Raw genomic sequence first — 21,958 nt, 5'->3', positions numbered from 1 at the left:
GGGAGACGTATGAAAAAAATAGTCTTTACAGGTGGCGGTTCGGCAGGGCATGTAACACCTAATTTAGCCATCATTCCACATTTACAAGAACAAAATTGGGATATTTCTTATATTGGTTCTCATCAAGGAATTGAGAAAACGATTATAGAAAAGGAAGGCATTCCGTACTATAGTATTGCGAGCGGAAAGCTACGCCGTTATTTTGATTTAAAAAATATAAAAGATCCTTTTCTTGTGATGAAGGGTGTTATGGAAGCGTATGTAAGGATTCGAAAACTAAAACCAGATGTAATTTTTTCAAAAGGTGGTTTCGTATCTGTACCAGTCGTAATTGGAGGATGGTTAAACAGGGTACCAGTTTTATTACATGAATCTGATATGACGCCAGGACTAGCAAACAAAATTGCGCTCCGTTTCGCTTCAAAAATATTTGTTACATTTGAAGAAGCTGCGAAACATTTACCGAAAGAAAAAGTAATTTATACAGGATCTCCTGTACGTGAAGAAGTACTAAAGGGAAATCGTGAAAAAGGTTTAGCATTTTTAGGTTTTTCACGTAAAAAGCCAGTTATTACAATCATGGGAGGAAGTTTGGGCGCAAAAAAAATTAATGAAACGGTTCGAGAAGCGTTACCAGAACTTCTGAAAAAATATCAAATTGTTCACCTTTGCGGAAAAGGTAATCTTGATGATAGTTTACAAAATAAAGAAGGATATAAACAATTTGAGTATGTACACGGAGAACTGCCAGATATATTAGCCATAACAGATTTTGTTATTTCACGTGCGGGCTCTAATGCCATTTTTGAGTTTTTAACATTGCAAAAGCCGATGGTTTTAATTCCACTATCGAAATTTGCAAGTCGTGGAGATCAAATACTAAATGCAGAGTCTTTTGAGAGACAAGGATATGCTTCCGTATTGTATGAAGAAGATGTGACTGTGAAATCTCTTATAAGGCATGTCGAAGAATTAAATCAAAATAATGAAGTGTATAGAACAGCTCTAAAAAAATATAATGGAAAAGAAGCAATTCAAACAATCATTCAACATATTTCAGAGGCATGATGAAACAATCATGCCTCTTTTAGTAGGATGAAAGATTCCAAGAAACGGTGTTTTTATGTTACAATAGCAAATGGATTAGTAGGGAAATTCCAATTAATGAAGCGTGAAAATACGAATGGATTAGGAGTGACTGTGTTGGAGCTAAGTCTCTATGAAAATACTGCACTTATTATATGCTTTGTGTTGTACGTTGGTAGTGTTATTGTTTATATTTCAAGGAAGTTTTCGCAAGAAAGAGAGCTTGAAAAATCAGAAATAACAGCAGAACTAGAAATGTTAGCTGATGAAAGTTATAAAAAACAAAAAATAAAAGAAGACCATGAGGCATCCCATCATTTAAACGCAAATAAGTTTTAAAGATGGGGATTTTTTTTGAAGGAGATGCAGCAGAATTTGCATCTTATGTTATGAATCATGTGAAATAATAGTAACTATCTAAAAGGTTATAAAAGTGATCTTTTGGGTACAGTGATGATAAGAAACATATATAAAGGAGTACATAATATGAAATTAGAAAATGGATGGGAAACGAGCTTTTTAGAAGTCGTACAAAATAGCGAATTTAAGAAAGAGGCACTTCTTAGCCAATTACTTTTTGCAGATAGTGAAGAAGTTGAGGAGCTTGTAGATGATTATGGTTATGAAGAAATCATTGACCGCGAACATGATGATGAATTAGCTGATATTTTAGGAGAAGAACTTTTTAGTGAGATGGAACGACACGTATTCTTATCTTCACAGTCAGAAGAAAAACTTATTTCATTCGTAAATGGATTAGGTTTTCATGTGTTAGATTGGATCGTTCTTCTTGAAACAGAATTTGGCATCGATAGTGCACACTTTACGTCGGATGCTGTGAAAATGTTAGAAAAGCGTTTCAGACAATTTCCATACATAGAAGTTAAAACAATTTTTGACATGACATTTGGAGAAGCAATGGATGTATTAGAGTCTATTACAGGATTACAACTGAAAGAAAAGATGAATGTATAATGTAAAAAAAGAACGTGAGACTATCACGTTCTTTTTTTACATTATAATAATTTTATCATCTAGTTTCGTTTGTCCGCTAAGAAGTGCGTTTAAATATTCCACTTTTCTTATACAGGCTTGTATATGTCTTTCAACCTCTTGTAACTCTGCTTGGTGATGCGTTTCAATAGGATGAATTTGTACGTTGAATTTTTCAAATTGACTACTATATGTTATTTCTGCATAGCCGCTCATAATATCTGTTTCGTTATGAAATAAAAATTGCTTCGTTTTGTCACAGAATGATACATTCTGAAAGCCATATACTTTTAATGCTTCAATTACTTTTTTTATCATTTTTGTATTCATTTTTTTTAACCCTCTTTACGAAGTTCTACTTATACATTATAACATAAAAAATTACATAGAAAGCGCTTCCAAGTGTATTTTATTATAAACTTTACGTTTCAATCACAAAAATGAAACAAAGAAAAAATAATTGTAAAGAAGGAAGGACTCTTTTATTGTTTCGTCATATATATAGAGAAATAGTGCAATGAAAGGAAATTTTCCGAGGTGGAGATCGTATTTCCAATTTGAGCGCAGTAAAAGAGGTGAAGATCTTGAACTTTGATATTGTAGGACAAAAAGCATATATAAAAGATGGACCGCATCGGAACCGAATTGGAATTGTAAAGAAAAACGAGACAAAATTAGAATCGCAGTTTGCTATTGTAATTGGAGAACAAATCATTGAGGTAGAGCTAAAGGATATCGTGTTAGTTGGAGTAGACGTAGGACAATTTCATAAATGGTGCGAACAAAATGGTTATTTGTGAAAAGGACGGGCTGTGAGATAATGAAGTATATGTGAGGAAAGAGAATATGTTATTGTATTCTCTTTTTCTATGTGTAAGGAGACGGAGATGAAGTATACAGAACGAGATTTTACATTGGAGTTAAAAGAGAACATTCAATGCATGGAGAAGGAAATAGAGAGAATAGCATTTAAACTTTTTAAAGATTATTCACATTTGTACATAGAAAAAAACATGGAATTATTTATAGAACTCATCAGAGATAAAGAAAATCCTTTTGAAACAGGATATTCTTCATCAATTTCGATAGCTGTATTAGATGAAGAAGGAAAGATGGTTGAATTTTATACAGTTCCTATCTGGGAATGTTGTAGTTATTTTTTAGGAGTACCGCTTCCAATAAGGTTTTGGGGAAGTAAGTTAAGTGGTGAACTTGTTGATGAATCTTATTGTGAGATAGAGGAGGAGTTAAAGGAGCGGTTGGAAGAATTTTTACAGTTTGCGGGTGAGGAATAATAGTTAATCTGTAGTTTATAATTAATAGTTATTAAAAAAATGAAAAACGGTGTAATTTCTTTATATCTGTACATAGTGTTTGAAACAATATGTTATGCCTTATGTATAAAAGATAAAGAGGAAGATGAAAAGAACTAAAAAAGGACGCTAACCGTTTTGTTAGCGTCCTTTTCATTATGAAGCAATTTCACCAGTTTTTGTATCATCTTGATTGTACGTATCTTGATCTAATTCACCAAGCCATTTACTAGAAATAAGACCTGCTGTCATAGAACCACTTACGTTAAGAGCTGTACGCCCCATATCGATTAATGGTTCAACTGAGATAACAAGAGCGACAATACCGATTGGTAAGTTCATTGTAGATAGTACGATTAACGCTGCGAATGTTGCACCGCCACCAACGCCGGCAACACCGAATGAGCTAATCGCAACGACAGCGATTAAAGTTAAAATAAATTGTGGTTGTAATGGATCAATTCCTACAGTTGGAGCGACCATCATTGCAAGCATTGCTGGATAAATACCTGCGCAACCGTTTTGTCCGATAGATACTCCAAATGAGGCTGCGAAGTTTGCAATCCCTTCAGAAATACCAAGTTTTTCTTTTTGAGCTTCAATATTTAATGGCATTGCACCAGCACTAGAGCGAGATGTGAATGCAAATGTTAATACAGGGAACACCTTTTTCAAATATTGAATTGGATTTAAACCAGATAGAGCAATTAATAATAAGTGGATAACGAACATTACGATAAGTGCCACGTAAGACGCTAACACGAAGTTACCAAGTTTTAAAATAGCATTTATGTCGCTACCAGCAACTGTTTTTGCCATAAGAGCTAATACGCCGTATGGAGTAAGACGTAAAATTAATGTTACCATACGCATTACAATTGCATATACAGCATCAAGCATTTTCTTAAATAGCTCTGCTTGTTCTGGATATTTTCGTTTTACACCTATAAAGGCGATACCGATAAATGCTGCAAATATTACAACAGAAATTGTTGAAGTTGGACGAGCACCTGTTAAATCAAGAAATGGATTTGTAGGTAACAGCTCTAATAATTTATCTGGAATTGTTGTTTTTTCAATAGAAGTAAATCTTTCTTCAACTAGCTTCAGACGAGCAGATTCTGCATCACCTTGTTGCAGACCAGTTGCAGAAACATCAAATCCTGCACTTGCAGCGATACCGACAGCTGCAGCAATTCCTGTAGTCAGAATTAAAATTCCGATAATAAGACCACTAATTTTACCAAGGTTTTTCGTTAACTGTAATTTTGTAAATGCTGAAATAATAGATACTAAAATAAGTGGCATAACGATCATTTGAAGTAACTTCACATAACCGTTACCGATTAAGCCAAACCAAGTATTTGATTCAATAATTACTTTAGAAGTTGGCTCATAAATAAATTGTAATATAAGACCGAAGATAATTCCGACTCCTAAAGCGGTAAATACACGTTTATTAAAAGATACATGCTTACGTTGCATATAATATAATACGCCAACTAAAATGAGCATGACTGCAACGTTAATTCCGACAAGCAGTGTATTCATGATGATTCCCCCTAATTCCAATCTGTTATATAGAATATAAATCAATAAAACCTATAAGTCAACTAGGGAATTCCGGAATTAAAAAAAAGATGGCAAAATGCCATCTTTTAATGTCCAGCCCCAGGGACAAGTAAAAATGTCGTATAGTATGTAAATCCTATGAAGAAAACAGTTAAATATGCCCCGAATACGTATATATACATACGCTCTGTTAAATTTAAATAGCTTAAAAGTACGAAGAATCCTGTTTGTCCTAAAAATAGTAGTGCAGTCGAATGCATATCCCCTACGTAAAACATAACCGAGAAAATTCCAGTCCAAAAGCCGAGAACGCGAAACATGCGCTCCATGCCATCTCCCTCCTTTTCTAAAAAAAGTAAACCTCACTTCATTATAGTTTATTTTTCTTACTATTGTAAATATTCGTTCATATAAAAAGAAGCCAATTATAATTGGCTTCTTTTTATATGAGAAATCAAATTGTTAGTTTATAATTACAAGATTTACATCCATCTAGTAAACTATCATTTCGTGTTAATTCCGTGTTAGGGAATAGGATTTCAAAAATCCCTTTCATCATATCTCCGTGCATATTACAAATTTCAGTTGGGTGATGGACAGCAACTTCTTTAAATGGACAATTGTGTACATCATAGAAAATTTTTGTTCCATCTGCACTTAATTCAAATGCAGGTGATAAGCCAGCTGTTGAAAAGGCTTCCTTTGCAATTTGAACTTTTTGCTCCACTGTTAAAGCATCTTCGCTCACATTTAAGCGCTGCATATGTTGTTGCATTAATTCGGCCCCGAATTGTTTCCCTGTTTCGTAGAGCGCTTTTTCACCAGCAGCACCAAGGCTAAGTAAAGAATTAAACGCGATTCTTGCTAACAATTGATAGTCACGGAATGGGAATTGTAATTGGATAACATCTTCAGATAATACATATAATCTGCTTGGTCGTCCGCCTTTTCCAGTTTTCTTCGTTTCAGATTTCAGCATATGAACATCTTCTAATTTAGATAAATGTAAACGCGCTACGTTTGGATGAATGTCAAACTCATCAGCAATTTCTTGTACAGTTACGTAACTATGTTTTTGAGAAATATATTTATAAATGTAATAACGAGTTGGGTCAGCTAAAACACCTGTAATTTTTAAAGCTTGTTCCATGAGGATCTCCACCTTTATCACTTTATCCAAGATAATAACATTATAATACAGATAAACATGGGTATAGGTAATTTTAGACAATAATTCGGAAATTGTTCATAATTTCACAAACATATTTTTCCTTTTTTATCTAGTGAAAATGCAAAAATACCGATTTTTCAGATGGATTTCTTCATGCTATATACATAGTGGGGAGGGAAAAATGATGAATGGAATTGAAAGCTTTGCGAATACGATTTTGAAAGAGGCGTGTAGGGTACAAGCTTCGGATTTACATATTGTGCCCCGGAAGAAGGATGTAGTGATTCAACTGCGCATAGGGAAAGATTTAATGACGAAACAATACATTGAAAAGGAATTTGGAGAAAAACTTGTTTCACACTTTAAATTTTTAGCATCAATGGATATAGGGGAGAGGCGGAAGCCACAAAATGGTTCACTGTATTTACAAATGGATGGACAGGAAGTGTATTTACGTCTTTCCACGCTTCCAACTGTATATCAAGAAAGTCTCGTTATTCGTCTTCATTTACAAGCATCTATTCAGCCGTTATCTCATCTTTCGTTATTTCCAAGTACAGCGAAGAAACTACTTTCTTTTTTACATTATTCCCATGGGTTACTCGTATTTACTGGACCGACTGGATCGGGGAAGACAACAACAATGTATGCATTATTAGAGGTAATTAGAAAAAAGAAAACACGCCGCATCGTTACACTGGAAGATCCAGTTGAAAAAAGAAATGACGATGTATTACAAATTCAAATAAATGAAAAAGCAGGTATCACATATGAGGCGGGACTAAAGGCTATTTTGCGTCATGATCCAGATGTTATTTTAGTGGGTGAAATTCGTGATGAAGAAACAGCAAAAATCGCTATAAGAGCAAGTTTGACTGGCCATTTAGTAATGACGACACTGCATACGAATGATGCGAAAGGAGCAATACTTCGGTTTATGGACTTTGGCATAACAAGGCAAGAGATTGAACAATCTTTATTGGCTATAGCTGCACAGCGACTTGTTGAATTGAAGTGTCCGTTTTGTAAAAGAAAGTGCTCAACTGTATGTAAATCAATGAGGCAAGTAAGGCAAGCGAGTATTTATGAGTTGTTATATGGATATGAGTTAAAACAAGCGATTAAAGAAGCAAACGGGGAATGTGTCACGTACAAGCATGAGACATTAGAGTCTTCGTTGCGAAAAGGATACGCTTTAGGATTTTTAGAAGAGGATGTTTATGTTTAAGAAAATATGGAGTTTAAGTGATCAAGTAATATTACTGAAACGATTAGGAGAACTATTAGAAAAAGGATACTCTCTTTTGCAGGCATTAGAATTTTTACGGTTTCAATTACCTTTAGAAAAGAAAGTACAATTGCAGCGCATGATTGATGGATTAAAAAATGGAAAAAGTCTACACGATTCTTTTCATCAATTAAAGTTTCATCAGGAGATGTTAAGCTATTTATTTTATGCCGAGCAACATGGTGATATTTCTTTTGCGTTGCAACAAGGGAGTGCACTTCTTTATAAAAAGGATAAATATAGGAAAGATATGATGAAAATAATGCAGTATCCTATGTTTTTGGCGTTCTTTTTAATAATCATGATTTTGATTTTTAACCGCATTTTATTACCACAAGTTGACATGGTATATAGTTCATTTGGTTCTACAGCACCGTTACTCACAGAACAAATATTAAGTACAATTAAGCTACTACCCTATCTTATTTTTAGCACTATTTTTATTGTTATGGTGGGTTGTAGTGTATATATATTGTACTTTCGGAAACTCCCGCATATGAAGCGAGTAAAAATTATGCTTCGTATCCCCCTCGTAAAAACATTTCTTATTTTAAAGCATTCGCATTATTTCGCTACTCAATTGAGCGGCTTATTACACGGAGGACTATCAGTACTTGAGGCTCTAACAATAATGATGGAGCAAAAGTATCAGCCGTTCTTTCAGTATGAAGCGGGCCGAGTTAAACACCAATTAATTGCGGGAGAACCGTTGCAATCTATTATTGCTAAAAGCGGATATTATGAGGAAGAACTTTCTTATATTATTACACATGGTCAAGCAAACGGTAATTTGGCGATTGAATTAGGTGATTATAGTGATCTGATTATGGAAAAGATGGAGCAAAAAATTAAACGTATGTTAGTGATTATTCAACCGATTTTATTTACGTGTATTGGAGCAATAGTTGTTCTTATGTATTTAGCGATGATTATGCCAATGTTTCAAATGATGAATTCTATATAGGAGGCATTTACATGCAGAATGAGGAAGGGTTTACCCTTTTAGAAATGTTATTAGTTATGGTCGTCATCACTGTATTATTACTATTAATTATTCCAAATGTAGTTACGCAGCGCTCATCCGTCGAAGGAAAAGGATGTAAAGCCTATGTGAAATCTATAGAAGCGCAAATACAAGTATATCAACTACAACATAATAAAATTCCCTCGCTAAAAGAGCTAATTGATGGGAAATATATTACAAAGGATGAGTGTCCGAATGGTGAAGCTATTCATATTTCCAATGATGGCACGGTAACAAGTGGGAAACTGTGAAGCAAAAAGGTTTTACACTTTTAGAAATGCTACTCGTTTTATTTGCCATTTCTGTATTAAGTATGGTCACGTATTTTCATGTACATTCATTATACGAAAAACAAAAAATCGAACAATTTTTAAGACAGTTTTCAAATGATATTTTGTATATGCAACAATTAGCTATAAATCGTCAAAAACACTATACATTACGATGGCATAAAGATAGACATATGTATTATATAGGGGAATCGAGTACGGATCATTCTATCATTAAAAGAGAATATGATAGCGATATACAATTGGATTTGAATACTTTTCCAAATCCGATGACATATAATCCGAGTGGAAATATTAATAGAGGTGGCACGATTTTACTTTCGTATCGAAGTTATAAATATGAGATTGTATTCCAGCTTGGAAGAGGGAGATTTACGTATCGTGAAATGTCAAAAAGGGTCAGTGATGGCTGAAATGCTTGTAGCATTAAGTATAGTAATGATGATGGTATCTTTACTACTTCCGCAAACAGTATTGATTATGCAAGAACGAAAAAACATACAAATTCGTTATAAGGCATTTGTATTATTAAAAAAAGAAGCAGCTTTATATATGTATGAGAATGAGGCAAAACAACAGAAAGAAAAAGTCATAAATGGAAATGTATATTACACATATTGGGGAGGAAATGAAGTTTGTGCGATGTGGAAAGATGTGAAAGGAAAAATGATGGAACAATGCTTTTATGCGGGAGAAAAAATGAATTAGAAGTTGGATTTACATTAATTGAAATGATCGTATGTTTTTTTCTGTTATCACTTTTCTTTTTACTCTTACCACGTTTAAGCTTTATTGGAATAGAAAACAAGCAATCAAAAGGGTTAAATAATTGGGAATGGGATGTGTTTGTAGGACAGATACAATTAATTATTTTTATTGTTTTGATTACAATCTAGTTGAACATGAAGAACATTGATAGATAAGGGTTTTGCGGGTTTGTTTTCAGTTGTTTATGAAGGTGAATTCTCTGTGCGAAAACTGATTTGCCCCGCTTTTGCCCCGCTTTTTCTAGAAAATAAATTCTTGCCCCACATAAGCTTCATATTTACTTTGTTCATTTTCTATTATTTTAGGTGTGACATGAGAATAAATATTAGAAGTAATTTCGATACTTTTATGCCCCAATCTTTCTTGGATATATTTCATTTCTACTCCAGCTTCTAAAAGAAGAACAGCATGAGTATGCCTTAACCCATGAACACCGATTTGAGGTAATTCTGCGTTTTTTATAATGCGATCTAAAACATTTTTCAATGTTGATTTTGGTATTGGTTTACCTGTAGTTGTAAATACAAAATCATAAGTTTTATCATACCTAGCACCGAGTTTTAGCTTGCACTCATTTTGATAAGTTTTAAATGTTTTTAGTACAGAGACAAGTCTATCTGAAATAGTAATTGAACGCACAGAATCATAAGTTTTTGTTTTACCTATTAGGTCTTTACTATTCTTCTGTCCGGTAGGAGTATATGCGTGATAATTTATAGTTCTATCGATGTGAATCATTTTGTTATCTAAATCAATATTTGTGTCCCACTCTAATGCTGTTGCTTCGCCTTTACGCATACCAGTCTCTACTAAGGTATAGATTAATACATAATATATCATTTTGTCTTTGTGAGCCGTATTCAATAATTTTGATACTTGTTCTTTTGTTAAGTAATTCTCCTTTTTCGAATGCTGGTTGAAGTGATCCGCAGCAATTAGAATTCTGTTTGTGAAATCTTTGTAGACCATTTCTAAATCTATAGCGCGTTTTATTGAATTAGACATTGTTGAGTTAACAATTTCTACTGTTCGTTTGGAATAGCCTTTGTTTATAAGGTGATTAATAAATTTTTGGTATTCGATTTTATTCATATCCGCTAATTTGATATTTTTAAAATATGGGATGATGTGATTGTTAATATTGTTTTTATGGAGAATATAAGTGCTTTGCCCCACTTTACCTTTTTTATAAGTCTCCAGCCACTCAATTAGATATTCACTTAATAGAGTTTTCTTGCTGTCAGCAGCCATTCCGTGAAATAATTGACGCTCTCTTTCATTAGCATGAAAGGTAGCTTCTTTTTTTGAATCAAATCCACCTTTACTTATTTCTCGTTTTTTACCAGTGGTTTTATCAACGTATCGGATTCGATATTCCCATTTTTTGCCCCGCTTTCTGAAAGTCGCCATCAAAAATCCTCCTTTATATCGTGTCATAATACTTGATGTGGGATATGTTACTGTCGAACTTAATTAGAATAATATCACGACAACCTAATTAATGTAAAAATAAAAAAGAAGAGAGAGCCTTATGCCCTCTCTTCTTTAAATTGTAAAAGAAAGAAAATTTTACAATTTGAAATTGGAAATGATTTCTTTTATGATGAAATCAAATTAAAGTATTTCTTTGTTGTTTTGCAACATTTTCACATACAATGAAACTTGTTTTGCGAAACGGCCTTGCTGACGTCCATCAAGTTCCTCATAGGCTCTTTGGATATCATTAAATAGTAATTCTAATAACGCATCTTCTTTTTTGTTCTCAAAATTAAGAAGTGCGTCAGTGGAGGTGTTAAAATAAGACGCAAGTACTTTTAAACTTTCAAGGTCAGGTTCATGACGATCAGTTTCCCAATTTTTGATTTGTCCGCGCGATAAACCTGTTCTTTCAGATAATTGTTCTTGCGTTAAATCGAAAGACTTTCGTAACCGTTTAATGTTTTGTCCGACTGTAGTTTTCATAGTTTGAGTATAATAATCGCCTTATTACTATACCATAATTGGTCGATATCCTGACTTTTAAATTTATTAATGGTATCTTTAAGGACTTTTAAAAAACATATAGACAAACGTTTGTTTGGTGGTAAAATATTCATATAGAGAATTCGTATGATTTTATGTGAAATGGCATATCCTATTCTGTCGAACATAAGAAACGTTGCTACATAACAGTTTTTCAAATTTCTCAATAATTTTCAGATAACAGTTCGACAGAATTTTGGAAAATTTGTGTTATTATGATAATAAAATACACGGAACGAAAAAAAGACTCACAGCGTGTGTAAGAGTGATTCGCCCCACTCTTACACCGTTCGCCCGACTCACGAGGGGAACATCTGCCATAAGTCTCTTTTCGGTTACTACACGAGTAACACTTACATTATAACATGCCGATATTACTAAATCATTACTATGGTATTATTTTCCCTTTAAAAAAGTTGAGAAAACGAGCGAAGTCTTTGTTCCAATAGGAGGAGCAAAAATGAGAAAGTTAATGAACGAGGTAAGAGGTTTTATTGATTCCAACAATATGGTTAGAAATGATTTAGCCATAAAAATAGGTGTTAGTAATACAACACTATGTAATGGACTAAATGGAAAATTCGAAATGAAATTTGAGAACTTTTTGAAACTGTTGAATGAAGTCTATGATAATCAAAGAGAAATTAGATTGAAAATAAAAAAATTCGCAATGAAATGCACAAGTGATTTAAATGTGAAAAAATCTCTTTTTTATTGTCAAGCAGCTGGGGAATATGACACTATTCAGTATTTAATTAGAAAATATAAAGAAAACGAAAATTTACAAAGGTATATTGATGTATTTGAACTTTTCAATAAGAGGAACCGTAATGAAATGCGTGGACAAGAATTAAGCTATTTGGTCAATAAACTGACGCAAATAGAAGATGTAGATCGCCAAATACTTATTGAATTGTTATTAACAGTATGCATGTATGACCACGGGAATTATAGTGCGATGCTTCCGCATGCTGATAATGCTAGAAATGCACTACCCAAAGTGGAAAATAAGTTTATAAAACAATGTGTAGAATTACATTTTTATGAGCGTCAAGCCTATATACAGCTTCTAAATAACAATGTTAGCGAAAGCCGTAGAATAGCCAATAAAGTCGTAGAATCAAGTTTTAACGCCTTGATTACAAAAGCTACAGCATTATGTTGTATCGGAGAGTCTTATATATTTTCGGGAGAAATTTTAAAAGCTGAAAAGTACATCCTAGAATCTATTAGTTTATTAAAAGAAGTATCTTCTGCACAGAAAACTCGAAAATACAAATCATTTCATACAACATTAGCTTTTCTTTATATAGAACATAACTTTAATCTTGATAAAATTGATTTTACAGCAATAGATAAGGCTGAAATTGCTTTTTTTGAAGCGAAATATGGCGATCGAAACCTTGCTATTAAGTTATTAAATGAGTTGTTAGAAGAGAACGGAAAATTGACTGGGTTTCAATGGTATTACTATGCTTACGCTAGACCAGAAAAAAGAATAGAATATCTTAATAATGCATTGCTAGAGCTTGCCAAAAATGGTAATATATATTACATGCAGGCTATTCGTGAAGCCTTAACGAAAGAGCAGGTGAGTTAAATGAAAAAAATTATTGTAACAGTAATCTGTACCTTTGCCTTATGTACATTAGTATATAAGACAGACACAAAAGTTAGTGCCAATTCAAATGTTACACCTACAATTCAATATATGATGACGGATCCCGGTGGGCTTTAAGCTTAAAATAAGGGGATTTTAAAAAGACGCTACTTCGGTAGCGTCTTTCGTGCATTATAGGCTATAAAACTTTTTAGGGGAACAAGTAAAAGTTTTACGCTTGTGAACAATTCACAATCTATATAGATAAAAACGGGGGTTTTAGGTATGAAAAAGGAGAGTTTAGAAAACGTAACAGCAGCAGAGGTATTGGAATTCGAATTGCAATTATTAGATGTTATGAAAACAGCACATGAAGGTGATGAAAAATCACTAGAAATTATATCAAAAATGAAACAGGCGATCGGTAGCTTCTGATGCTATCAATCGCCCGTTATTTTCATTAAGTCTTTAAATAATTTCATAATTTCTTTTTGCTTTTCTGGATCTTTTTCTCTAAATTGAGCTATTAGTTCTTCGAATTCGTCCTGAGCAGTTGTTACAGGATTCTTTTCATCTGATTCACCTAATACATAAGCTACAGATATATTTGCAAGTTTTGCTATATCTAAAGAAGTTTTTCTTGATGGGCATTTATCTATTTCTTCGTTCTCCCACATTGAAACCGCAGATTTACTTTTTAGTCCGAGTGCATTAATGAATTCAGACTGACTCATTTTTAATATTTCAGTCCTAATTTCTTTTACCCTCTTACTAATTAATTTGTGGTTCATTTGTTTCCTCCCCTTTATAACGTTCACATATACCATTATCTTTTGCGTTTGTACATTAAATATATACTCAATATATATTTAAAATGTAACAGAAAAGTTCACTCAAAGACAACCTTTTTTAAGTTTTTTAAAGAAAATTAAATTTACAGGTTCACAAATAGTGAACATTGTGATATTATCAAATTAACGAAACGAACAAAGGTGATAAACATGAAATTAAATATAGAAAAAGCCAAAGCGTTACGAAAGAATCGTGGTTATAGTCAGGCTTATGTAGGTGATTATCTTGGATATTCAACAAAGTCTGCTTATTCACAACTTGAGTCAGGTAAGAGGCAACCGAGCTTATATAGACTAGGTTTACTATCTAAATTATATGGAGTTTCGGTAGGTGAACTAGTAGAAGGTTAACGAAAAGTTAACTATTATTTTTTAATCAAACGTTCACGAAATGTGAACCGAGAGAGGGGAAGAAAATGAATCAATTACATCTTTTACAGCAGCCAATAAGTGAATTTGTTTTTATTGAAGGAAGCCAAGTGGTCACAGACAGTCTAACAATGGCTCAAATGTTTGGAAAAGAACATAAAAATGTAATCCGAGATGTTGAGGTCCAGATAGAAAAATTGATTGAAGCAAATGAAATGGAATGGGGGCAGCTCAACTTTGAGCGTACCCAATATCAGCATCACCAAAATAAACAATGGTATCCAAAATTCAATCTTACAGAAGATGCATTTGCAATTGTTGCAATGAGCTACATAACACCAGAGGCAATGAAAATGAAAATTAAGTTCTTACAAGAGTTTAAACGAATGAAAGAACATATTCAAAAGTTACAGCAACAACCGAAAAGTGTTGAAGATGCAATTATCTATAGTATGACTGAACTCAAACAAATAAAATCACGACAAGATCATACGGATGAAGAAATGAACAAAATAAAACTTCTGGTAGATAACGAATTATGGCTTACTGAGCAACACAAAGGAGCTGTACAACGAAAAGTAAAACAACGTGTTTTTGAACTTAAAAAAGAAGGTTATGACAATGCATCGTATCAGGGAATCTACGGCGCATTAAAAAGACATTTCGGTGTCGCTAAATACGATAAAATACCAAGAAAATATTATCAAAATGCTATGCGATTTATCGCAGGATGGTATCCACCAGAAAGACCTAGTGCATTAGATGACTATATTTCTTAACCAATAAAATTAAAATTTTATAGAAAAGGAGACATGAAAATGATTAGTGTTCAAGTCGATGAAAAAGAAGTAAGAAATCTTTATCTTGCAAAAGTTGAAGAAGTAGTTAAAGAAATCGATGCGGAGTTAGTGTATTGGGACGCTAACGAGTTAAAAAGAAGAACTTGTATGGGATGGAATACCATACAAAAAACATTCTTTTTTGACCCTAGATTTCCAAAACACAAAGTAGGTGGTAAATGGTATTTCCCAGCTCAACAAGTAAAAGAGTTCTTGTTGCAATGGATATCTGAACAATAAGGAGGTGATCTAGTGGAAGATACAACATCATTAGTAGCATTCGCAATGTTTATCGCATTTAGTAATTGCTACTTTACATTACTTACGAACCGATAAAAAGATGGGCTTGGAGTGACGTAAAACAAAATAAAAAGACCCACGGCAATGGGTCATTTAGAAAAAACAAGTTGTTATAAGTATATCACGGAAAGTAGGGAAATAGTACATGGATTTAATCGAATATCAAGTGCTATTACCTAATAAGTTTTGGGATTTAGCAAAAAGCAAAGATGAATTAAAACGAATGATTGAAAAGTACTTTAAGGTTGGGTATCCACATTATGAAATACAACGCATTATCCAAAGTGGACAAGCATATGTGGCAGTTTGTACGAGGAGGTAAAAATAATGGCAGAAGTTAAATGGATAAAGCTTTCAACAAGTATGTTTGAGGATGAAAAAATACGTTTAATTGAGAGCATGCCTGAAGCTGATACCTTATTAATTATATGGATTAGATTATTAGCGCAAGCCGGGAAAACAAATGCGAGTGGGTACATTTTTCTTAGTAAAAACATTCCTTATTCAGATGAAATGCTTGCAACTCTATTCAATAGACCAATTGCGACAGTAAGGTTGGCGCTTCAAACATTTCAGCAATTTGGAATGATTGAGATAACAGAGGATCAGTACATTTGTATTTCGAATTGGGAGAAACACCAGAATGTTGATGGTCTAGAACGTGTAAAACAATTAAATGCAGAACGGAATAGAAAGTACCGTGAGCGTAAGAAACAACAGCAATTATCACTAGAAAATAAGGGTAGTGAAAGTGACGTTTTCGTGACGTCACGTGACGATACAGATATAGAAGAAGATAAAGAATTAGATAAAGAAAAAGAATTAGAAATAAATAATACATCTTCTTCTGACGAATCAGATACAAAAGTATCAATTCCTTATCAAGAAATCCTAAATTACTTAAATGAAAAAGCGGATAAGAACTTTAACCATAAAGCTGAAAGTCATAGAAAGTTAATTAGAGCTAGATGGAATGAAGGTTATACAGTTGAAAACTTCAAAACCGTCATTGATAACAAGGTATCACAATGGCTTGGAAAGTTTGATAAAGAAGGAAACTCTCTCGATCAATATTTAAGACCAAGCACATTATTTTCTCTAAAACACTTTGATAATTATTTGAATGAAACGGTTAGTAAACCTCAATCTAATCAACAACAATACGGTAATCACATAGATATTCCGGGGTTTAAAGGAAACATGCCATTTTAATGAGGTGAACAGAAATGCAAAAAATGCAGAAGTCATTTGAAAAGATAGCGGCATTAGAATTTGCAGATGAATATTGCGAAAACCATACATTTAGTAAAGGTGGGCAAGTAACTGTAAAGCCAGTAAGAAAGATGATTGATAAAAATGATGGTTCAATTTATTGCCCAAGATGCAAAGTAGAACAGCAGGATTCAGTCTTATTCCAACAAGCCAACAACTATTACAAGAAGATCAATAGAGAACGGCAGAAGAATCTTCTTTTTAAACATAGCGTTATTGAAAATCAATCAATTACAGAATCAAGGTTAGAATCCTATGAAACGGATTGTCCAGAAACTAAAGCAAATAAGAAAAAAGCTATAGCAATTTTGGAGCGTATTAAAAATGGCGAAACTCTAAACGTGTATATTGCAGGTATTCAAGGTGTAGGAAAAAGTCATTTAGCTTATGCAATGCTATATGAACTGGTAAGACATTATTGGACAATCTCTGATGGCGAAGCCCTTAATGATGAATACGCATTTAAAGAAATGAAAAGTTGCTTGTTTGTAGAGATAGAAAAACTAATTCGTTTAATACAAGACTCATTTCGAAATAAGGAGTCAAAATACACGATGGATTATTGTATTAGTTTGATGGTCGATGCGGATTTTCTGGTTATTGATGATTTAGGAGCTGAAAGTGGCTCTATGAATAGAAACGGAGAAGCGAGCGATTTTGTTCATAAAATACTTTATGGCGTTGCTAATGGGCGGCAAGGAGCAAACAAAACAACCATTACTACATCAAACTTATCAAGTAAGCAGCTATTTCAAAAGTATGATCCGAAATTAGCAAGTAGGTTGTTAAATGGAGTATCAAAAGATGAAACAATCGTGTTTAAAACAACAACAGATAAAAGAATTTTAAATTTAGATATTGGTTTCTAAGGAGGAATAAGCATGTGTGTATCATGTCGTAATACAGGCATCATTCGTAAAGAAACTTATCCAGGTGTAATTGAAACGAACGGTTGTAATTGTGAAGTAGCAAAGCAACAGCAACAAAAAGTTAGCTAACAAGAAAAAGGAGGATTTCAGTCGTATGAAGCCTACGAAAGTTGAAATCGATGTTACTGATAATAAAATTTATGTGGTTAAAAATGGTGAAGTTACTCCACTGAATCCTCCAGTAACAGGGTTTGGGGAACAAGTAATCACTTGGCAAGGTGGGAAAGTTGATCGTGTATCAACTACCATCACGGAAAAAATAAAATAACTGGGGATGCGATTATGAAGCAATTAACTATTGATGATGTTATGGGTAGTTTCAACTATGACGCGATAAGTACCAGTGAAAAGTTTTTGAATCCAAGCTATGAAGTCCATTTTTACGATAAAGAAGAACGGCAAAAGATGGATTGTTTTGATGCTAAGACTGAAGTTGAAGCTTGGAATGCAGCTATAGAAGAGCATGGGAAAGGTATTCAGAAGATTAGGATAACTTATTCGAACCGTAACAGAGCCGAATTTTTGGCACTCGATTAGGAGGGGAAATTGATGGCTTTCAATCGTTGGTTAACTGATGAGGAATATAAACAAGCTGAATCAAATGGTATTAGTAGAAGAGTTCTTTACATGAGGATGTACAGATACGGTTGGGAATTGCAAGAAGCATTAACGACACCACCAAGAACATATTGGCATATGGGCGAGGGGAAACACAATAAATGGCTAAAGTTAGCTGAAAAAAATGGAATTAATTCAAGTACTTTTTATAGCAGGGTAAATAATGGTTGGGATCCTAAAGATGCGGCAAGTATTCCGACGCGTAAACAAATGGACAGGAAGGAACTTGTTAAGATTGCTGAATCCAATGGCATAAGTGTAAGTACTTTCAGATCTAGATTGAGTTATGGATGGGACCCGTTAAAAGCAGCTACAACACCAGCTAAGTCCAAAAATAAAAATATTAGTTAAGAGGAGTAGATGAAAATGAAAGTTATGGAAAACGGTGTATTGGAAGCAACTAAATTAATTAGTGAAGCAAGAAAAGGTGAACAGGTTATAAAAGAAGCTACGGTTTTACAGATTGCAAGCATTTTATCAATCGGTGAATTAAACGATTATCAGGAAGCAACTTTACGTACTTGGAATAACAAAACTGATTTTGGAGGACGTGTTTCAAATGCAGCTTTAGGGCTTACAGGAGAAGCTGGTGAAGTTGCTGATATTGTTAAAAAAGCAATTTATCATGGACATGGTTTCCAACCATCGCATTGTCCAGGAGAGGAGGATGGAAACACTTATAAATTAGCTTTAGAACTTGGAGACATTATGTATTATGTATCAATTATGGCGCACGAACTGGGATATACGTTACAAGATATTGCTGAAATGAATATTGCAAAACTAGCTAAAAGATATCCGGATGGATTTAGTCGGGAAGCAAGTCAAAACCGTGTTGATGTGAAATGAAAAAAGGCTAGGATTTCACCTAGCCTTCAATCAAAAGGTTGTCGTACAAAAAAATGGAATGTTGGCAAATATAACATTTGCACTTTTAGTATATAAGGGTTTTTGGGTGAAGGGAATATATTTTATCAATCTTTATAAAAAATTAATATAAAATTTGAATTTTGTACAAAAGGAGAAGTGAAAATATGAGTGGCGGAAGTTTTAACTATTTATGTTTTAAAGACGCGAATGAATTGTTTGAGTATGGAAAAATAGAAGATCTTGAAGCTATGGCAAGTCGTTTAATTGAGTTAGGTTATGAAGATGCAGCGAAAGAAGTACTCAATATGAAATACACTATTCAACAGTCGTTAATAAGGGTAGATGTAATGCAAGAAAGATTAAAAGGCGTGATGAAGGCAGTTGAATGGTATGACAGTTCAGATAGTGGTATTGAAGCAATTGATCAAGCAATAAAGAAATATAGAGGAGAAATTGAATAAGAGTGTCATTTTAATAGAAAAGGAGTTTAGAAGAATGGAGACATATACAGGATTTAAAGCGATTGAGCGTATGAAAACAAACTGGATTACACCTAACTCTAATAATGGCAGTGCCTATAAATATAATGAAGGGGAAATTTGGATGATGTGCGGAGGTCTTGCGGGACCTTGCAATATAACAATTAATTCTTTCTTTGACGATGAATTTGTAGATTATGAAGAGCCATTACAAATGGAAGACTGGGTTACTTCCTTAAAACACACATTCAAAATAAAAGGTAAATATACGAAAGACGGATTAGATTTTGCAATCACTGATTTTTATTCATCTGGTTGTTATCAACACTATCCATTTGAATGCTTAAGAAAAGCTACACCTGAAGAGATTGAAAAAGAAAAACGTCGCAGGATGTTTGAAAATGCAGGGCGTGAACTGAATGAATTCAAAGTAGGTGATTGTGTAAAAGATGATAATGATTCTTACATGAAAGTAGAAGATGTTATCAGCGATCTGAAAATTGTGCTTTGTTCTTATTATGATTCTAATGCATGTGCCATTGTGAGGGGAAGATTCAAATCCGTCGAGTTAATACCAGTATTCTTTGTTGAAAATATTGTGCAAGTAGAAGATTAAAACCAAACAAAAGCGTTATTTTAATCGAAAAGGGGAATGGATATGATTCTTTCGGAAGCTTTGAAGAAACGTGATGCACTCAAGAAAAAGGCTAATGATATTGAATCTTGGCTCTTACATCAGAAATGGACAGAAAAGGCAGTTCCTTGGTATGAGGTTGAAAAGGCTATCGATAATGTAGTCGGAGATATTTATGAAGAATATAACGAACTAGACGAACGAATCGAAAAAGCGATAAAAGGCATAGAAATTTAAACAAAATAGTTATTCGAATAAGAAAAGAGGAGCGGCGATGAAGAAACAAAGATGGAGAAAAACAAAAGTTAAAACTTGTTACTTATGTGACAAGAAATTAAATATAAACCAGATCCGAGGCATAAATGATTGGAGTTATAAAAACAAAATTTTGTATTGGTGTGAGGATTGCGTAGAGTATTAAAACAAAATTCTTATTTTAAAAATAGAGAGCTCTTGCCAAAGAACTCTCTTACCAAAACTTATATTGAATGAATACACACCATAATGTATGCATGTTGTTTAGGTATGTGTAGTTGTACAATAAAATCTTTATTTGGAAAGAATTCAGCCCCTAACGGTGCGCTGTTAGGGGCTGAATCTCGAGAACTTTTATTAAAATTACATGAGGTTGATCAGTGAATGTAACTATCGATCTCTCGAATTATAGCACTAAGTAAATTAAATTTACAACTTAATATTTACATTTAGTGATAAAAGATATGGAGGGGAATGGAACGGATGAGACATACAAGAAATAGACAAATGACAAAAATAGGTGAAGAAAATTTTATGGGAATGAAGAATATCAAAATTTCAACGATACGAAAGTTTGATGGAGAGTTTAATAATAGATTAGATCCAACTTTCCGGTGGCACAGAGATTATCATGGTATGAATATTGTATCTTTTAACCGTAAGGGTGAAGCATTTAAAACTAATGTGATAAAAGTTAGAAATTAAACAAAATCGTTATTTAAATAAAAGAAACCCCGTTTGTCTGCGGAGTTCCTAAGGGTAATTGTCAAGTAATGACGTACTCGACTAAATAACTATATCATGAATTTTTTGGTAAAAATACTGGTAAATGTGTCCAAATGGATAGGAGTATTATTTTGAACAAAAACGCTATTTTAGTTAGAAAGGGTGTGAATATGAAGAAAGAGATTGATCTCTATAACATCGATATAATTATTCAAGCTTTATTAGAAATGAAACAGGAATATATGAAAACAAAAGGATTCAATGAAGAAGCTAAGTATCATAAATGTAGTGTATTAGAATCCAATATAAATCTAATCATTCGATTTGATAAATCGCGAAAATTATGGAATTGCAAATACGGAAAAGACGAGCCTTACTTTGGTAACTTGCTTAAACAATTTTCAAATTTAGAGAATCTTGATCACTATATAAAAGAAATGAAACTATTACGAGAAAGAGGAGCGGATGAATGATGAAAGAAAAAACATACTTACCTGAAGATGCTTATTGTGAAGAGGATATCGCAGCAGTTAAGGAATTGGTTGAAGTTTACGGAATACCTGAAGGGGAAGCGGTTGATTGTTTAGTGAGTCGTACAGCTGAAGAGATGCAAACGGTATTAACTTTCCTTAGAAGATATGGACGTATGATCAAGGTTTTATAATAAAAATTTCATTTTGTAGAAAAGG

At 33.3% G+C, this 21,958-nt stretch carries 35 protein-coding genes and 1 pseudogene; 29 read left to right on the top strand and 7 right to left on the bottom strand.

From position 1 onward, the window contains the following. The first annotated feature begins 9 nt into the window (after positions 1–9). The 3 genes from murG to NST14_RS21555 all read left to right on the top strand — a co-directional run bounded on the left by murG (position 10) and on the right by NST14_RS21555 (position 2,061). Entirely contained in the window at positions 10–1,068 is a 1,059-nt protein-coding gene (gene murG, locus NST14_RS21565) for an undecaprenyldiphospho-muramoylpentapeptide beta-N-acetylglucosaminyltransferase (protein ID WP_000724754.1), read from the top strand. A gap of 96 nt (positions 1,069–1,164) precedes the next feature. Further along, complete coding sequence (locus NST14_RS21560) at positions 1,165–1,425, top strand: DUF3966 domain-containing protein (RefSeq protein WP_000817964.1); 261 nt, start codon at positions 1,165–1,167, stop codon at positions 1,423–1,425. Between the two features lie 147 nt (positions 1,426–1,572). Beyond that, positions 1,573–2,061, top strand: a complete 489-nt coding sequence (locus tag NST14_RS21555; RefSeq protein ID WP_000764272.1) for a hypothetical protein — start codon at positions 1,573–1,575, stop codon at positions 2,059–2,061. A 36-nt stretch (positions 2,062–2,097) separates the two neighbouring features. On the opposite strand, the gene NST14_RS21550 is transcribed toward NST14_RS21555, so the two are convergent. Continuing rightward, positions 2,098–2,409, bottom strand: a complete 312-nt coding sequence (locus NST14_RS21550) for a hypothetical protein (RefSeq protein WP_001093243.1) — start codon at positions 2,407–2,409, stop codon at positions 2,098–2,100. 254 nt (positions 2,410–2,663) lie between these two features. Here NST14_RS21550 and NST14_RS21545 point away from each other — a divergent pair, with 254 nt between their 5' ends. Continuing rightward, positions 2,664–2,879: a DUF3912 family protein gene (locus tag NST14_RS21545; RefSeq protein WP_001008331.1), complete on the top strand. Its 216-nt coding sequence runs from the start codon at positions 2,664–2,666 to the stop codon at positions 2,877–2,879. Positions 2,880–2,966: 87 nt separating this feature from the next. Further along, the gene (locus tag NST14_RS21540; RefSeq protein ID WP_000877912.1) at positions 2,967–3,374 is read left to right on the top strand and encodes a hypothetical protein; all 408 of its coding nucleotides are present in this window, start codon (positions 2,967–2,969) and stop codon (positions 3,372–3,374) included. A gap of 174 nt (positions 3,375–3,548) precedes the next feature. Here the strand turns inward: NST14_RS21540 and NST14_RS21535 are convergent, their stop codons facing one another. From NST14_RS21535 to NST14_RS21525, 3 genes are all read right to left on the bottom strand, one after another. Beyond that, complete coding sequence (locus NST14_RS21535) at positions 3,549–4,943, bottom strand: L-cystine transporter (RefSeq protein WP_001094339.1); 1,395 nt, start codon at positions 4,941–4,943, stop codon at positions 3,549–3,551. Between the two features lie 107 nt (positions 4,944–5,050). Then, complete coding sequence (locus tag NST14_RS21530) at positions 5,051–5,293, bottom strand: DUF2626 domain-containing protein (protein ID WP_000440714.1); 243 nt, start codon at positions 5,291–5,293, stop codon at positions 5,051–5,053. A 125-nt stretch (positions 5,294–5,418) separates the two neighbouring features. Further along, complete coding sequence (locus NST14_RS21525; protein ID WP_000434109.1) at positions 5,419–6,114, bottom strand: helix-turn-helix transcriptional regulator; 696 nt, start codon at positions 6,112–6,114, stop codon at positions 5,419–5,421. A 205-nt stretch (positions 6,115–6,319) separates the two neighbouring features. Here NST14_RS21525 and comGA point away from each other — a divergent pair, with 205 nt between their 5' ends. The 6 genes and pseudogenes from comGA to NST14_RS21495 form a co-directional block, all read left to right on the top strand. Then, entirely contained in the window at positions 6,320–7,363 is a 1,044-nt protein-coding gene (gene comGA / locus NST14_RS21520; protein ID WP_001013206.1) for a competence protein ComGA, read from the top strand. Next, positions 7,356–8,387, top strand: coding sequence for a competence type IV pilus assembly protein ComGB (gene comGB, locus NST14_RS21515; RefSeq protein ID WP_000473554.1), 1,032 nt, complete (start codon positions 7,356–7,358; stop codon positions 8,385–8,387). The genes comGA and comGB overlap by 8 nt, the downstream gene beginning before the upstream one ends. Positions 8,388–8,398: 11 nt before the next feature. Further along, positions 8,399–8,698: a competence type IV pilus major pilin ComGC gene (gene comGC / locus NST14_RS21510; RefSeq protein WP_001178694.1), complete on the top strand. Its 300-nt coding sequence runs from the start codon at positions 8,399–8,401 to the stop codon at positions 8,696–8,698. Beyond that, positions 8,695–9,150, top strand: a complete 456-nt coding sequence (gene comGD, locus NST14_RS21505) for a comG operon protein ComGD (RefSeq protein ID WP_000810387.1) — start codon at positions 8,695–8,697, stop codon at positions 9,148–9,150. The genes comGC and comGD overlap by 4 nt, the downstream gene beginning before the upstream one ends. Beyond that, a complete protein-coding gene (gene comGE / locus NST14_RS21500) occupies positions 9,143–9,445 on the top strand; it encodes a competence type IV pilus minor pilin ComGE (protein WP_000829518.1) in 303 nt (100 codons plus the stop codon). The genes comGD and comGE overlap by 8 nt, the downstream gene beginning before the upstream one ends. Further along, a pseudogene (locus NST14_RS21495) lies at positions 9,415–9,603 on the top strand (prepilin-type N-terminal cleavage/methylation domain-containing protein); the annotation flags it as partial. The gene comGE and the pseudogene NST14_RS21495, both read left to right, overlap by 31 nt. Before the next feature lie 142 nt (positions 9,604–9,745). Here NST14_RS21495 and NST14_RS21490 read toward each other — a convergent pair. Next, complete coding sequence (locus tag NST14_RS21490) at positions 9,746–10,915, bottom strand: site-specific integrase (RefSeq protein ID WP_000190217.1); 1,170 nt, start codon at positions 10,913–10,915, stop codon at positions 9,746–9,748. A 204-nt stretch (positions 10,916–11,119) separates the two neighbouring features. Continuing rightward, positions 11,120–11,467 (bottom strand): helix-turn-helix transcriptional regulator, encoded by a 348-nt coding sequence (locus NST14_RS21485; RefSeq protein ID WP_000859168.1) that lies wholly within the window; start codon positions 11,465–11,467, stop codon positions 11,120–11,122. 520 nt (positions 11,468–11,987) lie between these two features. Between NST14_RS21485 and NST14_RS21480 the strand changes: the two genes are divergently transcribed. Further along, a complete protein-coding gene (locus NST14_RS21480) occupies positions 11,988–13,127 on the top strand; it encodes an AimR family lysis-lysogeny pheromone receptor (RefSeq protein ID WP_001228856.1) in 1,140 nt (379 codons plus the stop codon). Positions 13,128–13,412: 285 nt separating this feature from the next. Continuing rightward, positions 13,413–13,562, top strand: coding sequence for a hypothetical protein (locus tag NST14_RS21475; RefSeq protein ID WP_000712278.1), 150 nt, complete (start codon positions 13,413–13,415; stop codon positions 13,560–13,562). 5 nt (positions 13,563–13,567) lie between these two features. Here the strand turns inward: NST14_RS21475 and NST14_RS21470 are convergent, their stop codons facing one another. Then, positions 13,568–13,918, bottom strand: a complete 351-nt coding sequence (locus tag NST14_RS21470) for a helix-turn-helix domain-containing protein (protein WP_001015843.1) — start codon at positions 13,916–13,918, stop codon at positions 13,568–13,570. Between the two features lie 210 nt (positions 13,919–14,128). Between NST14_RS21470 and NST14_RS21465 the strand changes: the two genes are divergently transcribed. The 16 genes from NST14_RS21465 (at position 14,129) to NST14_RS21390 (ending at position 21,933) form a co-directional block, all read left to right on the top strand. Next, complete coding sequence (locus tag NST14_RS21465) at positions 14,129–14,329, top strand: helix-turn-helix domain-containing protein (protein WP_000773128.1); 201 nt, start codon at positions 14,129–14,131, stop codon at positions 14,327–14,329. A gap of 65 nt (positions 14,330–14,394) precedes the next feature. After that, entirely contained in the window at positions 14,395–15,126 is a 732-nt protein-coding gene (locus tag NST14_RS21460; RefSeq protein WP_001072504.1) for an ORF6C domain-containing protein, read from the top strand. Positions 15,127–15,165: 39 nt separating this feature from the next. Next, a complete protein-coding gene (locus NST14_RS21455) occupies positions 15,166–15,426 on the top strand; it encodes a hypothetical protein (RefSeq protein WP_000626615.1) in 261 nt (86 codons plus the stop codon). Between the two features lie 205 nt (positions 15,427–15,631). After that, positions 15,632–15,808, top strand: coding sequence for a hypothetical protein (locus tag NST14_RS21450; protein ID WP_000364156.1), 177 nt, complete (start codon positions 15,632–15,634; stop codon positions 15,806–15,808). 5 nt (positions 15,809–15,813) lie between these two features. Continuing rightward, the gene (locus NST14_RS21445; RefSeq protein ID WP_046941895.1) at positions 15,814–16,698 is read left to right on the top strand and encodes a phage replisome organizer N-terminal domain-containing protein; all 885 of its coding nucleotides are present in this window, start codon (positions 15,814–15,816) and stop codon (positions 16,696–16,698) included. Positions 16,699–16,712: 14 nt separating this feature from the next. Next, positions 16,713–17,627, top strand: coding sequence for an AAA family ATPase (locus tag NST14_RS21440; protein ID WP_046941894.1), 915 nt, complete (start codon positions 16,713–16,715; stop codon positions 17,625–17,627). A gap of 154 nt (positions 17,628–17,781) precedes the next feature. Beyond that, entirely contained in the window at positions 17,782–17,955 is a 174-nt protein-coding gene (locus NST14_RS21435) for a DUF3954 domain-containing protein (RefSeq protein ID WP_000805174.1), read from the top strand. Positions 17,956–17,969: 14 nt separating this feature from the next. After that, entirely contained in the window at positions 17,970–18,224 is a 255-nt protein-coding gene (locus NST14_RS21430) for a hypothetical protein (RefSeq protein WP_016718368.1), read from the top strand. Between the two features lie 12 nt (positions 18,225–18,236). Further along, positions 18,237–18,656, top strand: a complete 420-nt coding sequence (locus NST14_RS21425) for a hypothetical protein (protein WP_016718367.1) — start codon at positions 18,237–18,239, stop codon at positions 18,654–18,656. Positions 18,657–18,671: 15 nt separating this feature from the next. Further along, positions 18,672–19,154 (top strand): nucleoside triphosphate pyrophosphohydrolase family protein, encoded by a 483-nt coding sequence (locus NST14_RS21420; RefSeq protein ID WP_016718366.1) that lies wholly within the window; start codon positions 18,672–18,674, stop codon positions 19,152–19,154. Between the two features lie 185 nt (positions 19,155–19,339). Further along, the gene (locus NST14_RS21415) at positions 19,340–19,636 is read left to right on the top strand and encodes a hypothetical protein (RefSeq protein WP_073340191.1); all 297 of its coding nucleotides are present in this window, start codon (positions 19,340–19,342) and stop codon (positions 19,634–19,636) included. Between the two features lie 34 nt (positions 19,637–19,670). Next, positions 19,671–20,270 (top strand): hypothetical protein, encoded by a 600-nt coding sequence (locus NST14_RS21410; protein ID WP_073340196.1) that lies wholly within the window; start codon positions 19,671–19,673, stop codon positions 20,268–20,270. A 42-nt stretch (positions 20,271–20,312) separates the two neighbouring features. Next, positions 20,313–20,525, top strand: a complete 213-nt coding sequence (locus tag NST14_RS21405) for a hypothetical protein (protein ID WP_046952021.1) — start codon at positions 20,313–20,315, stop codon at positions 20,523–20,525. A 501-nt stretch (positions 20,526–21,026) separates the two neighbouring features. Continuing rightward, the gene (locus NST14_RS21400; protein WP_001216585.1) at positions 21,027–21,248 is read left to right on the top strand and encodes a hypothetical protein; all 222 of its coding nucleotides are present in this window, start codon (positions 21,027–21,029) and stop codon (positions 21,246–21,248) included. A gap of 152 nt (positions 21,249–21,400) precedes the next feature. Then, positions 21,401–21,742 carry a hypothetical protein gene (locus tag NST14_RS21395; RefSeq protein ID WP_341119130.1) on the top strand — a complete coding sequence of 114 codons (342 nt, stop codon included), beginning with the start codon at positions 21,401–21,403 and terminating at the stop codon, positions 21,740–21,742. Beyond that, on the top strand, positions 21,739–21,933 hold the full coding sequence (locus NST14_RS21390) for a hypothetical protein (protein WP_229143777.1): 195 nt from the start codon (positions 21,739–21,741) through the stop codon (positions 21,931–21,933). The genes NST14_RS21395 and NST14_RS21390 overlap by 4 nt, the downstream gene beginning before the upstream one ends. Positions 21,934–21,958 lie beyond the last annotated feature (25 nt).

The organism is Bacillus sp. FSL W8-0519 (genome assembly GCF_038005585.1).
In the GTDB taxonomy this organism is placed as follows: Bacteria; Bacillota; Bacilli; order Bacillales; family Bacillaceae_G; genus Bacillus_A; species Bacillus_A paranthracis.
Note: the sequence above shows the minus strand (reverse complement) of the source record. Positions and strands in the feature narration are given on the sequence as shown.